General features: G+C 66.0%; 13 protein-coding genes and 1 tRNA gene. 10 read left to right on the forward strand and 4 right to left on the reverse strand.

The window, feature by feature from the left end:
* The first annotated feature begins 26 nt into the window (after positions 1 to 26).
* The 4 genes from ilvN to ASE86_RS10610 all read left to right on the forward strand — a co-directional run bounded on the left by ilvN (position 27) and on the right by ASE86_RS10610 (position 3,435).
* The gene (gene ilvN, locus ASE86_RS10595; RefSeq protein WP_056425702.1) at positions 27 to 542 is read left to right on the forward strand and encodes an acetolactate synthase small subunit; all 516 of its coding nucleotides are present in this window, start codon (positions 27 to 29) and stop codon (positions 540 to 542) included.
* A 157-nt stretch (positions 543 to 699) separates the two neighbouring features.
* Positions 700 to 1,719: a ketol-acid reductoisomerase gene (gene ilvC, locus ASE86_RS10600; protein WP_056425705.1), complete on the forward strand. Its 1,020-nt coding sequence runs from the start codon at positions 700 to 702 to the stop codon at positions 1,717 to 1,719.
* 210 nt (positions 1,720 to 1,929) lie between these two features.
* Positions 1,930 to 2,691 (forward strand): hypothetical protein, encoded by a 762-nt coding sequence (locus ASE86_RS10605; RefSeq protein ID WP_056425707.1) that lies wholly within the window; start codon positions 1,930 to 1,932, stop codon positions 2,689 to 2,691.
* 108 nt (positions 2,692 to 2,799) lie between these two features.
* Positions 2,800 to 3,435, forward strand: coding sequence for a YceI family protein (locus ASE86_RS10610; RefSeq protein ID WP_056425710.1), 636 nt, complete (start codon positions 2,800 to 2,802; stop codon positions 3,433 to 3,435).
* 24 nt (positions 3,436 to 3,459) lie between these two features.
* Here ASE86_RS10610 and ASE86_RS10615 read toward each other — a convergent pair whose 3' ends face one another.
* On the reverse strand, positions 3,460 to 3,858 hold the full coding sequence (locus tag ASE86_RS10615) for a BLUF domain-containing protein (protein WP_056425713.1): 399 nt from the start codon (positions 3,856 to 3,858) through the stop codon (positions 3,460 to 3,462).
* A 321-nt stretch (positions 3,859 to 4,179) separates the two neighbouring features.
* Here ASE86_RS10615 and leuA point away from each other — a divergent pair, with 321 nt between their 5' ends.
* Positions 4,180 to 5,841: a 2-isopropylmalate synthase gene (gene leuA, locus ASE86_RS10620; protein ID WP_056425716.1), complete on the forward strand. Its 1,662-nt coding sequence runs from the start codon at positions 4,180 to 4,182 to the stop codon at positions 5,839 to 5,841.
* On the opposite strand, the gene ASE86_RS10625 is transcribed toward leuA, so the two are convergent.
* The 3 genes from ASE86_RS10625 to folE all read right to left on the reverse strand — a co-directional run bounded on the left by ASE86_RS10625 (position 5,816) and on the right by folE (position 7,130).
* Positions 5,816 to 6,163 carry a type II toxin-antitoxin system RelE/ParE family toxin gene (locus ASE86_RS10625; protein ID WP_056425719.1) on the reverse strand — a complete coding sequence of 116 codons (348 nt, stop codon included), beginning with the start codon at positions 6,161 to 6,163 and terminating at the stop codon, positions 5,816 to 5,818. The genes leuA and ASE86_RS10625 overlap by 26 nt on opposite strands.
* A complete protein-coding gene (locus tag ASE86_RS10630; RefSeq protein WP_056425722.1) occupies positions 6,160 to 6,438 on the reverse strand; it encodes a type II toxin-antitoxin system Phd/YefM family antitoxin in 279 nt (92 codons plus the stop codon). The genes ASE86_RS10625 and ASE86_RS10630 overlap by 4 nt, the downstream gene beginning before the upstream one ends.
* A gap of 65 nt (positions 6,439 to 6,503) precedes the next feature.
* The gene (gene folE / locus ASE86_RS10635; RefSeq protein WP_056425724.1) at positions 6,504 to 7,130 is read right to left on the reverse strand and encodes a GTP cyclohydrolase I FolE; all 627 of its coding nucleotides are present in this window, start codon (positions 7,128 to 7,130) and stop codon (positions 6,504 to 6,506) included.
* 219 nt (positions 7,131 to 7,349) lie between these two features.
* On the opposite strand from folE, the gene ASE86_RS10640 reads away from it, so the two are divergent.
* The 5 genes from ASE86_RS10640 to ASE86_RS10660 all read left to right on the forward strand — a co-directional run bounded on the left by ASE86_RS10640 (position 7,350) and on the right by ASE86_RS10660 (position 11,760).
* Positions 7,350 to 9,941, forward strand: a complete 2,592-nt coding sequence (locus ASE86_RS10640; RefSeq protein ID WP_056425727.1) for a TonB-dependent receptor — start codon at positions 7,350 to 7,352, stop codon at positions 9,939 to 9,941.
* A gap of 114 nt (positions 9,942 to 10,055) precedes the next feature.
* Positions 10,056 to 10,262 (forward strand): DUF2945 domain-containing protein, encoded by a 207-nt coding sequence (locus ASE86_RS10645; protein ID WP_056425730.1) that lies wholly within the window; start codon positions 10,056 to 10,058, stop codon positions 10,260 to 10,262.
* Between the two features lie 45 nt (positions 10,263 to 10,307).
* Positions 10,308 to 10,580 (forward strand): SWIB/MDM2 domain-containing protein, encoded by a 273-nt coding sequence (locus ASE86_RS10650; protein WP_056425733.1) that lies wholly within the window; start codon positions 10,308 to 10,310, stop codon positions 10,578 to 10,580.
* A gap of 219 nt (positions 10,581 to 10,799) precedes the next feature.
* Complete coding sequence (locus ASE86_RS10655) at positions 10,800 to 11,591, forward strand: SapC family protein (RefSeq protein ID WP_056425736.1); 792 nt, start codon at positions 10,800 to 10,802, stop codon at positions 11,589 to 11,591.
* Positions 11,592 to 11,683: 92 nt separating this feature from the next.
* Positions 11,684 to 11,760: transfer RNA gene (locus tag ASE86_RS10660), tRNA-Arg, on the forward strand.
* Positions 11,761 to 11,804: the final 44 nt, after the last annotated feature.

The raw sequence follows: 11,804 nt of genomic DNA on the forward strand, positions 1-11,804 counted from the left end.
CCCCGTGCCGGGGAGGAATTTTAGAAGTGCACATCAAATCCGAAGCCACCGAACGCCACACTTTGGCGGTGATCGTCGACAACGAACCCGGCATCCTCGCGCGGATCGCGGGGCTGTTTACCGCGCGCGGCTATAATATCGAGAGCCTGACGGTGTCCGAAGTGACCGAGGACAAGTCAGTCAGCCGCATCACCATCGTGACCTCGGCCAGCGCCCACGTCCTCGAACAGATCGTGGCGCAGCTCGACCGCCTGGTCCCCGTCCACAAGGTCCGCGACCTGACCGCCGAGGGGCAGCACGTCGAGCGCGAGCTGGCGCTGGTAAAGGTCGCGGGCTCGGGCGATCACCGGATCGAGGCGCTGCGCCTGGCCGACGTGTACCGGGCCCGCGTGGTTGATGCGACGACGTCGAGCTTCGTGTTCGAAGTCACAGGCGGGCGCGAGAAAATCGACAAGTTCGTCGAGCTGATGAGCGAAGTCGGCTTGGTCGAAGTCGCCCGCACCGGCATCGTCGCCATCGCGCGCGGTCGCGAAGGAGCGTAGGTTTCAACAGATCGTGCTCCCGCACAGGGGCACCTTACAAAGTAATACTTTGTGGGGACCCCGAAGGCGGGAGCCTAGAGCCACGAGCGTACCGGCCTGCGGCCCTGGGCTCCCGCCTCCGCGGGAGCACGCGAAGGACTAGAAAGGGAGTTATCCAATGCGTGTCTATTACGATCGCGACGCCGATCTGAACCTGATCTCGGACAAGAAGATCGTCATCCTGGGCTATGGCTCGCAGGGCCATGCACACGCGCAGAACCTGCGCGATTCGGGCGTGAAGGAGGTCGCGATCGCGCTGCGCGACGGCTCGGCCACCGCGAAGAAGGCCGAAGGCGCCGGCTTCAAGGTCATGAACAACAAGGATGCCGCCGCCTGGGCCGACATCCTGATGATCCTGGCGCCCGACGAACATCAGGCGGCGATCTATGCCGACGACCTGCACGCCAACCTGAAGCCCGGCAGCACGATCGCGTTTGCCCACGGCCTGAACGTCCACTTCGGCCTGATCGAGCCGCGCGACGACATCGACGTCATCATGATCGCGCCGAAGGGCCCCGGCCACACCGTGCGCAGCGAGTACGTCCGCGGCGGCGGCGTGCCCTGCCTGGTCGCGATCCATCAGGACACGTCGGGCAACGCCCACGACATCGCGCTCGCCTATGCCAGCGGCGTCGGCGGCGGCCGGTCGGGCATCATCGAGACGAACTTCCGCGAGGAATGCGAAACCGACCTGTTCGGCGAGCAGGCCGTGCTGTGCGGCGGCATCACCCACCTGATCCAGGCCGGGTTCGAGACGCTGGTCGAGGCGGGCTACGCCCCCGAAATGGCCTATTTCGAATGCCTCCACGAAACCAAGCTGATCGTCGACCTGCTGTACGAAGGCGGCATCGCCAACATGCGCTATTCGATCAGCAACACCGCCGAATATGGCGACATCACGACCGGCCCGCGGATCATCACCGACGAGACCAAGAAGGAAATGAAGCGCGTGCTGGCCGACATCCAGTCGGGCCGCTTCGTGAAGAACTTCGTGCTCGACAACCGCGCCGGTCAGCCCGAGCTGAAGGCCGCGCGCAAGCAAGCGCAAGCGCATCCGATCGAGAAGGTGGGCAGTGAGTTGCGCGCGATGATGCCGTGGATTTCTGCCAACCAGCTCGTGGACAAGGAGAGGAACTAAGCTCTTTCCCCGTTCACCCTGAGCCTGTCGGGCACCCATCGAAGTAGTACTTCGATGGGACCTTGGCCGAAGGGCCGTACTCCTATTAGCCCGCGGATCGCTCGCGGCATGACGTCCGGTGCTTCGACAAGCTCGGCACGAACGGGATATTTTGGTGAGTCCAAGGGACCAATTGCCGTCCCCCGCCCGGTACGCTAACCGCGCTCGGCAATGGCCGCGTCGTACCGTATCTCCGCCTACGACGCCCGTCCGCCGCTCAGCGAACGCCTCGCCGCATCGGGCCTGTCGCTGGCGATCATCGGCGGGATCGTGCTGGCGCTGCTGTGGGCGACCGCGATCCAGTTCGTCGACATGGGCGACCGCGGCGATGCGCTGTCGACGTTCGATGTCAGCTCGCCGACCCCGCAAAAGAGCCAGACGCGCTCCGCACCCCGTCCGACCGAGCAGCAGCCCGAGCGCGAGGTTGTGCCACCTCCGCCCGCGGAGCGCGCGCCGCCGCCCCCACCCGTCCCGGTCCCCGTACCGCGCGACCCCGGTATGATCGTCATGAGCCGCGACGATTTCGCCGCGTCCGACATCGGGCGCGTGAAATCCAAGGCCGCGCCCGCCGCCGAAGGCCAGGCGTCGGCCAGCGCCGGCGGCGGTCGCCCGGTCTATGGCCCCACCGATACACCGGGCGGCCGTACGATCTACGCCGCGGACTGGTATCGCGAACCGACGCGCGCGGAAATGGCGCCGTTCATGCCCGCCAGCGCGACCGAGGGCTGGGGCATGATCGCGTGCCAGACGACCGACCGCTACCGTGTCGAAAACTGCCGCGAGCTGGGCGAGACACCGGGTTCGGGCATCGCGCGCGGGCTGCGGCGGGCGGCGTGGCAGTTCATGGTCGTCCCCCCGTCTATCGACGGCAAGCCGCAGATGGGCGCCTGGGTCCGCATCCGCTTCGACCTGACCCGCGGCATCGTGGACTGAACGATAGGCCGCTTCGCTGTTTCGGAACGGTGCGTTTCGCAATCGGCGTTTGACGGACCTGCCCCTGCGCGCTCACTCTCGCGCCCGTCCAACAGGGAGAGAGTTTCCATGCGCCTGCCGCTTATCCTGATCGCCGCCACCGCCGCGATCGCCACGCCCATCGTCGCCCAGCAGGCGATGCAGGCACCGGGGTCCAAGAATCCGGCCGCCGTCACCGGCGGGACCTACACCGTCGATCCCAACCACACGCTGGTCGGCTGGCGGGTCGATCATCTGGGCTTCAACGACTATTTCGGGATCTTCGGCAGCGTGACGGGCACGCTGACGCTCGATCCGAAGCGGCCGAATGCGGCGAAGGTCGATGTGACTATCCCGGTGTCGAAGGTGACGACTGCCAGCGCCGGCCTTACCGCGCACCTGCTGCGCGCGCCCAAGGACGGCGGCAAGCCCGACTTCTTCGGCGCCAGCCCGGCGGACGCGCGGTTCGTGTCGACCAGCGTCGTTGCGACCGGTCAGCGCGCGAAGATCACCGGCAACCTGACGCTGAACGGCGTTACGAAGCCGGTGACGCTCGATGCCAACTTCTCCGGCGCGGGCAAGATGCCGGCGCAGATGGGCGGCAAGGAAACCGTCGGCTTCCACGCGACGACCACGATCAAGCGTAGCGATTTCGGCGTCGCGTTCGCCATCCCGATGGTGTCGGATGCCGTGCGCCTGGACATCACGGCGGCGTTCGAGAAGTAACGGCGACGCCCGGGGCGCGCCCGCTCAGGCGGCGCGGCGCGCCTCGGCAAAGCTGGTGAAGGTCGCCCGGACGTTGGGCGATGCGCCTGCGACCAGGTCGGACACGCGCGCGATGAACTGGTCGGTTTCCTGGCCCGCCACACGATACGCCATCGACCAGTCGCCGAATTCGCGCGCCTCCACCGTCCGGTCGGACAGGATGACGATCGCGCGGTGACGCGCGTCCTTTTCGATTCGCGCCAGCGCCCGCGAAACCGCGATCTCGTCGCCCTCAAGTGCTTGCAGGAAGCGCTTGCCGTCGAAATACAACAGCCCGGTCACCTTGTCGGCGCCGTTGTTGCGGCGCGACGTGGCCAGGATGTCGTCGGCGTGGTCGCCGGCGACCTTGCCGGCCGCAGTGCTGATGTAGAGTATCTGGCGCATATGGCAGTCGATCCGTTAAGGGCCCCCGCCCGTGCGACGGCTTGTGGACGCAAAATCTTAAATCCCTGAAAACAGGCGCTTGATCGACATCAGCAGGACCCAATTTTTATAGTGGCAAACTGGTTGCATTTGTTACGCTGGACTTCATGGCCCGATGCGCGATAGGCGGGGACCGCAATGACGACGACGGTTCGCCTCTCGCTGCTTCGACTTACGCGCCCTTAGGCGCGACGACGGCTGCGCGCGAATGCCGCGCGGCGATCCGCCTAAGGGCCACGACCGACCCGAACGACGAAACGCCAGCCTTCGAGAGCCGTCCCCATGTTGCGCAATCCCGCCACAAAATACCGCCCCTTCCCGACGATCGCCCTGCCCGACCGCCAGTGGCCATCGCGGACGATCACCCGTGCCCCGCGCTGGCTGTCGACCGACATGCGCGACGGGAATCAGGCACTGATCGACCCGATGGATGCCGAGAAGAAGGGCCGGTTGTTCGATCTGCTCGTCGCGGTGGGGCTGAAGGAGATCGAAGTCGGCTTCCCGAGCGCCGGCGCGACCGAGTTCGACTTTATTTCGGGCCTTGTCCGCAACGGTCGCATCCCCGACGACGTGACGGTGCAGGTGCTGACCCAGTCGCGCCGCGACCTGATCGAGGCGAGCTTCGCGAGCCTTAAGGGTGCGAAGACCGCGATCGTCCACCTCTACAACGCGGTCAGCCCGGCGTGGCGCCGTATCGTGTTCGGCATGACGCCCGCACAGGTGCGCGACGTCGCGATCGAAGGCGCAAAGGTCATGCGCGACCAGGCGGCGAAATACCCTGCCACAGACTGGCGCTTCGAATATTCGCCCGAAACCTTCTCGACCGCCGAGCTGGAGGTCAGCCTGGACGTGTGCGAGGCGGTGATGGACGTAATCCAGCCGACACCGGAACGGCCGATCATCTTCAACCTGCCGGCCACCGTCGAATGCGCGACGCCCAACGTCTATGCCGATCAGGTCGAATGGTTCGGCCGCAATATCCGCAACCGCGACAGCGTAGTGATCTCGCTCCACACCCACAACGACCGCGGCACCGGCGTCGCCGCGACCGAACTCGGGCTGATGGCCGGCGCCGACCGCGTCGAGGGCTGCCTGTTCGGGAACGGCGAGCGGACCGGCAACGTCTGCCTGGTGACGGTCGCGCTCAACATGTACACGCAAGGCATTGATCCGGGCCTGGATTTCTCGGACATCGACCGCGTCATCAAGACGGTCGAATATTGCACGCAGCTGCCCGTCCACCCGCGTCACCCCTATGGCGGGGACCTGGTCTTCACTGCGTTTTCGGGCAGCCACCAGGACGCGATCAAGAAGGGCTTCGCCGCGCACGACGCACGCAACGACGACTATTGGGAAGTCCCGTATCTGCCGATCGACCCGAAGGATGTCGGCCGCGACTACGAAGCGGTCATCCGCGTCAATTCGCAGTCGGGCAAGGGCGGCGTCGCCTGGGTGCTGGAACAGGACAAGGGACTGAAACTGCCCAAGCGCCTCCAGGCCGATTTCAGCCGCCATGTCCAGGCGATGGCGGACGAAACCAGCCGCGAACTGGGCGCTGCCGACATCTGGTCGCGGTTCGAACGGACCTATCTGGCGCAGGCCGCCGACCGCTTCGCGCTGGTCGATTACGAGGAAAGCGGTGCCGTGGGCGATCGCATCTTCGTCGGCCGCGTCGCGGTGGACGGCGAGGAACGCTCGATCTCCGGTCGCGGCAACGGCCTGATCTCCGGCGTCGTCGCCGCGCTCGCCGACACGACCGGCCCGGTGCTCGACGTGGTCGATTATTCGGAACACGCGATCGGCCACGGCGCCGATGCGCAGGCCGCGGCCTATGTCGAATGCCGGACGGCGGACGGCGGGACGGTGTGGGGCGTGGGCATCGACGCCGACGTCGCCACCGCCAGCGTCCGCGCAGTCCTCAGCGCAGCGAACCGGGCGGGGTGAGCAGGCGCTGTCGGAGAAGCGTCTGCATGTCCCGGCGGCCGTCGGCGATCAACGTTACGATCACGGTGTCGTCGATCACGCGGTAGAGGATGCGGTTGCGCCCGGCGACGATCTGACGGGTCGATTGGCGGCCGATGGTGCGCAGGTCGTCCGGGATCGAGCCGCGCTCCGGAAATTCTTCGAGCGCCGCGATCCGTCGGGCGATCTCGCTCAGAATGCGTTCGGCGACCTCGACAGATTCCGTGACGACCAGATAGTCGTCGAGCGCCTCAAGATCCCGGCGGGCGGCCGGCGTGAAGAAAATCCGATATCGCCGATTCATCGATCATCGGTGCGACGTGCGCGGACACGCGCATAAACCTCGTCGGCGGGAACGACGCGTCCCGCGGCGATATCCTCCTCCGCCAGTGCGATCATCGTAAGCAACGCCAGCGTTTCCTGCGTCTGTTCGTAGCTCCGCACATCCTGCAGCACCGCTTTCGCCTCGCCGTTCTGCGTGATGATCAGCGGGTCGCCGGTTTCGGCCAGCCGTTCGAGCACTTCTGCCGCGTTCGCCTTGACGTAGCTGATCGGCTTGATCTGTGTCGAATATCGCATCACGCCCTCCTGGCCGGACTGAATTTAGTCCTTTTTCGGTTCTACACAAGGCGTGCCGGATACCGTCACCGCATCCCCATTAGCGCCAGCACTTCCTTGCGGCTGCGCTCGTCGTCGCGGAACACGCCCATCATCCGGCTGGTGACCATGCCGACGCCCGGCGTGCGGACGCCGCGCGCTGTCATGCAGGCGTGGGTCGCTTCGATCACGACCGCGACGCCGCGCGGCTTCAGACCGTCCCAGATGCAGTCGGCGACTTCCGCGGTCAGCCGCTCCTGCACCTGCAACCGCCGGGCATAGCCATGGAGCACGCGCGCCAGCTTGGAAATGCCGACGACGCGGTCCTGCGGCAGGTACGCGATGTGGGCATGGCCGATGATCGGCGCCATGTGGTGTTCGCAGTGCGACTGGAACGGAATGTCCTTCAGCAGCACGATGTCGTCGTAGCCGCCGACTTCCTCGAACACCCGCGACAGATGGACCTTCGGGTCCTCGGCATAGCCCTGGCAATATTCCCGCCAGGCCCGCGCGACGCGCTTCGGCGTGTCGAGCAGCCCTTCGCGCGAGGGATCGTCACCGGCCCAGCGAATCAACGTGGCGATGGCGTCGGCCACCTCGTCGGGCACCGGAATCTTCGGCGTCGGCGCGACGAGATCGCCATCGGGGGCATCGGCTGCAAGGTGATCGGTCATTCTGTTCCTTCGCGCGTGCGATCCGCCTGCCGCGTGCGTCAGGCGCGTTTTCGGCCCGGCGCTTACGGTAGATCGTTTCCTTCGGGCAACATCGGCGCAAATCCGCGGATTCCAAGTCCTGTTTTGTTGACGCGGTGAAAGCGTATTCGGTACGCTTGCCCGACAAGAGTTTCAGCCGGCACGCCAAGGGCGGTCGGTTTCGAAGAGGGGATGCCTGCCATGAAGACCAGTCTGTTCACCGCGTCGGTGCTGGCGATGATCGCCGCGACGCCTGCGTTCGCGCAGACCGCGCCCACCGGCGGCACCACAGGCGGCGCGCCCGCCAGCGAACAGGATTACCAGTCGGCCAACGACATCGTCGTCACCGCAACCCGCCGCGACGAAACGGTGCAGGACGTGCCGATCGCCATCACCGCGGTCGCCGGCGACCTGTTGCAGAACGCCAACGTCACCGACGTGCGCGGGCTGGAGCAGCTGGCGCCGTCGCTCCAGACCGTCACCGGCCAGTCGAACGCCAACAACACCAACATCTCGATCCGCGGCATCGGCACGTCGGGCGACAATCCCGGGTTCGAACCGGCGGTCGGCATCTTCATCGACGGCGTGTTCCGCAGCCGCGCCGGCATCGCCGTCGCCGAACTGCCCGAGGTTGACCGCGTCGAGATCCTGCGCGGGCCACAGGGCACGCTGTTCGGCCGCAACACCTCGGCCGGCGCGCTCAGCATCTTCACCGCGCAGCCCAAGTTCGACTTCGGCGGCTATGTCGAGGGCACCTACGGCAACTACGACGCCTATTCGGTCAAGGGCGGCGTGACCGGCCCGGTCAGCGAGAAACTGGCGCTGCGCGTCGACGGCGGCTGGCGCCAGCGCGACGGGTATATCAAGGATTCGAACGGCGGCCCGGCGATCAACGATCTCGACCGCTGGTACGTCCGGGGCCAGGCGCTGTACGACACCTCGACGTTCAGCTTCCGCCTGATCGGCGACTATTACCGCACTGACGAGCAGTGCTGCGGCGCGGTCACCGTCGTGCGCGGACAGACGGCCGCGGCGATCGACGCCATCGCTGCCCTGTCGGGCCGCGACGGCATCTACGACGGCCCGCCGCAGGACCGCACGATGGCGATCTCGCCCAACCGCAACTATGCCGAGAAGGTCCGCGACTGGGGCGTCTCGGGCGAGCTGAACGCCGACATCGGCGACCTGAAACTCACCTCGATCACCGCGTATCGCGACTGGAGCGTGCTGCGCGACCAGGACATCGATTTCAGCGGCATCGACCGGGCCTACCGCGACAACTACACGGTCGGGATCAAGGACTTCACGCAGGAAATCCGCCTCCAGGGCTCGCTGCTCGACGGAAAGCTCGATTTCCTGGTCGGCGGCTTCTACCTGAACGAGGACAACCGCCTGTTCGACACGGTGCGGCTGGGCAACGACGCCAACCGCTATGTCGACTTCCTGCTGCGCGGCGCGACCGCCAGCGCGGCGCTGCCGACCGGTGCGCAATTCTACGGATCGTTTCCCGCGGCCGGCCAGGCGGGCGGCGTGCCGCTGTTCAGCCAGGTCCTGCTGGCCCAGAGCGCACAGCTGCGCGCGGCCGCGGCGGCCAGCCCGGCGCTAGCCGCCTATCTGAATACCCCGCTGACCGGCAATGCACCGGGTCAGGGCAACAGCAACAACTACCGCACGAAGACCAACGCCTTTGCCGCCTTCACCCACAACATCGTCCGGCTGACCGACCAGCTGTCGCTGACGCTGGGCCTGCGCTACAATCGCGAAACGAAGGACTTCACCTCGACGATCCGCAACGACACCGCGGCGTGCGGCTTCTTCTCCAGCACCGATCCGCGCGCAGTGACCTATCGCACCGCGATCCGCGCCGCCAACCAGACGCTGTTCAACAACCTGTTCCTTTTGTCGTGCAATCCGGCGGTCTCGACCGAATTCAACGGCAGCTATGCCGACAAGCGGACCGAGAACAAGCTGACCGGCACCGCCAAGCTCGCCTACAAGCTGAACGAGCGCGCGCTCGGCTACCTCAGCTACGATCGCGGCTACAAGTCGGGCGGGTACAACATGGACCAGGCGAGCTTCGACTCGGTCGTCCTGGGCGGCAACGGTCCGCAGGCGAGCGACCTGCGTTTCGGCGCGGAAACGGTCGATGCGTATGAAGTCGGCGTGAAGCTCAACCCGTCGCGCGCCTTCACGCTGAACCTGGCGGGCTTCTACCAGAAGTTCCAGAACCTCCAGAACCTGCTGTTCAGCGGCAACAGCTTCGTCGTGTTCAACATCCCCCGCACGACCAGCAAGGGGATCGAGGCCGAAGCGGTCATCCAGCCGATCCGCGACTTCAACGTCCGCCTGGGCTACACCTATCTCGACGCGCGCTACGACGCATCGAACAACTTCGCCAATTCGCCGTTCGCCGGGTCGGAGGGGCAGCGGATCAACAACCAGCCCGCCAATGTCGTGACCGTCGCGACGACGTGGACGCCGCGCCTGAGCGACGACTGGCGCGGCCTGATCCACGCCGACATGCGCTACAATTCGGAAGTGAACATCCCGTCGGCCGCGCCCAACCCGATCACCGGGCGCACGCCGGTCTACAACCCCGGCTATCCGATCATCAACGCGCGCATCGGCATCCAGAGCCAGGACCGCACCAAGCGGCTGGAATTCTGGGTCGAGAACCTGACGAACCAGTATTACAACGTGACGGGCTTCGCCGTGCCCGAGCAGACCGGGACCTACGCCGGCTATCCCAGCCAGCCGCGCTTCTACGGCGTGACCGCCCGGTTCGGATTCTAGGCGCCGGGGCCCCCGGGGCCGCCCCTCTCGACAGGGGCGGTCCTTTCGGCCATGCAACCATCAGCGCGTCGCGAGATTGTCTCCTGTATCGATTCCCGATGAGGAGACGTTCTGGTGACAAAGCAGTTGAAGAAGGGCGACGAGGTCAAGTGGAACTCGCCCGGCGGAACGGCGCACGGCACTGTCGAGAAGAAGGTGACGTCGAGCACCTCGATCAAGGGCCACAAGGTCAGCGCCACGCCGGACGACCCGCAATACATCGTCAAGAGCGACAATGGGGGCAAGGCGGCGCACAAGCCGTCGGCGCTCACCAAGGAATAACCAGCCAGCCCCGGTGACGGGGACTGCAACGACAGGAGAAGACAAGTGGCAGAAGCGAAGAAGCCGGGCGCGGCCCGTGGCGGCATCTCCAAGCCGGTGACCCCCTCGGAAGAACTCGCCGCCGTCGTCGGCAAGGGCCCGCTGCCGCGCAGCGAGATCGTCAGCAAGATGTGGGAACACATCAAGAAGAACAATCTCCAGAACCCGGAGAACAAGCGCGAAATCCTGGCCGACGACAAGCTGAAGAAGGTCTTCGGCAAGGACAAGGTCACGATGTTCGAGATGAACAAGCACATCAGCGGCCACGTGAAGGGCTGATCGCCCGCACGCAGGCGGCGGATTGCCGACAGAAAAGACCGGCCGCGGGCATGGCGCCTGCGGCCGGCTTTTTTATGCGGCAAACCGGCGCAAAATCAGTGCCGTGACCGCCCTGTCCTATGTTGCACGGCGCGCGCCCGTCGCCTACACACCGCGACCATCGTCCGGCGCACGCCTGACTGTCGATTTTGTTCCCTTACCGTCTTTCGGAGACTACCGATGGCCTCTGCGCCCGACGCTTCGCTGCCGCTGTTCTACAACGACCTGGTGCCGCTTTCGAGCGAAACGCACGCCGACTGGCGCATCAAGCCCGCGCAGGCCGCCCCGTTCCTCGCCAACCAGCACGCCGTGCCGGTGACGGTCGAGGAATTCCCGCTGGTCGCCCGCCGGATGCCGGTCGTGTTCGCGATCGGTGACGATCCCGTGCCGCTGGCGCTGATGGGCCTGAACGAGGGCGTGAACGTGTTCGTCGACGCCGAAGGCAAGCTGACCGACGACGACGTCTATGTCCCGGCCTACATCCGCCGCTATCCCTACATGCTCGCCCGCCTGACGCCCGACGCCAACGAGCTGAGCCTGTGCTTCGACCCGTCGTCGGAGACGATCGGCGCGTTCGAGGACGGCGAGAAGCTGTTCGAGGGCGGCCAGCCGACCGAGCTGACCAAGGCGATCCTGGCGTTCAACGAACAGTTCGAGCAGGCCGGCCAGAAGACCGCGCAGTTCGTCAAGGAACTGAAGGAATACGACCTGCTGATCGACGGTGAAGTCTCGATCCAGCCGGAAGGTGCCGCACAGCCGTTCGTCTATCGGGGTTTCCAGATGGTTGACGAAAAGAAGCTCAGCGAACTGCGCGGCGACCAGCTGCGCAAGATGGCGCAGTCGGGCATGCTCCCGCTCGTCTACGCGCACCTGTTCTCGCTCAGCCTGATGCGCGACGTGTTCGCCAAGCAGATGGCCTCGGGCCGCGCCCCGCAGCAGCCAAGCGCGATCGAGATGCCGGCCAACGGCTGATCGGCTCGACCCGATTACGAAAAGGGGCGTCGGCACACAGGTGTCGGCGCCCCTTTTCATTTGCGCCCCCGCTGCCTAACAGGTGCGCGTGTGCCTCCGTAGCTCAGCAGGATAGAGCGACGGTTTCCTAAACCGCAGGCCGTGGGTTCGAATCCCGCCGGGGGCACCACCACCGCCGCCCAACGCGGCGAAGCCGCGCGGATACCGCGGCGG

The organism is Sphingomonas sp. Leaf33 (genome assembly GCF_001421785.1).
Taxonomy (GTDB): Bacteria; Pseudomonadota; Alphaproteobacteria; order Sphingomonadales; family Sphingomonadaceae; genus Sphingomonas.

What these genes read in the sequence shown, in the direction of transcription:
- ilvC (WP_056425705.1), top strand. Translation starts at nt 700, where the DNA reads ATGCGTGTCTATTACGATCGCGACGCCGATCTGAACCTGATCTCGGAC.
- ASE86_RS10605 (WP_056425707.1), top strand. Translation starts at nt 1,930, where the DNA reads ATGGCCGCGTCGTACCGTATCTCCGCCTACGACGCCCGTCCGCCGCTC.
- ASE86_RS10610 (WP_056425710.1), top strand. Translation starts at nt 2,800, where the DNA reads ATGCGCCTGCCGCTTATCCTGATCGCCGCCACCGCCGCGATCGCCACG.
- ASE86_RS10615 (WP_056425713.1), bottom strand. Translation starts at nt 3,858, where the DNA reads ATGCGCCAGATACTCTACATCAGCACTGCGGCCGGCAAGGTCGCCGGC.
- leuA (WP_056425716.1), top strand. Translation starts at nt 4,180, where the DNA reads ATGTTGCGCAATCCCGCCACAAAATACCGCCCCTTCCCGACGATCGCC.
- ASE86_RS10625 (WP_056425719.1), bottom strand. Translation starts at nt 6,163, where the DNA reads ATGAATCGGCGATATCGGATTTTCTTCACGCCGGCCGCCCGCCGGGAT.
- ASE86_RS10630 (WP_056425722.1), bottom strand. Translation starts at nt 6,438, where the DNA reads ATGCGATATTCGACACAGATCAAGCCGATCAGCTACGTCAAGGCGAAC.
- folE (WP_056425724.1), bottom strand. Translation starts at nt 7,130, where the DNA reads ATGACCGATCACCTTGCAGCCGATGCCCCCGATGGCGATCTCGTCGCG.
- ASE86_RS10640 (WP_056425727.1), top strand. Translation starts at nt 7,350, where the DNA reads ATGAAGACCAGTCTGTTCACCGCGTCGGTGCTGGCGATGATCGCCGCG.
- ASE86_RS10655 (WP_056425736.1), top strand. Translation starts at nt 10,800, where the DNA reads ATGGCCTCTGCGCCCGACGCTTCGCTGCCGCTGTTCTACAACGACCTG.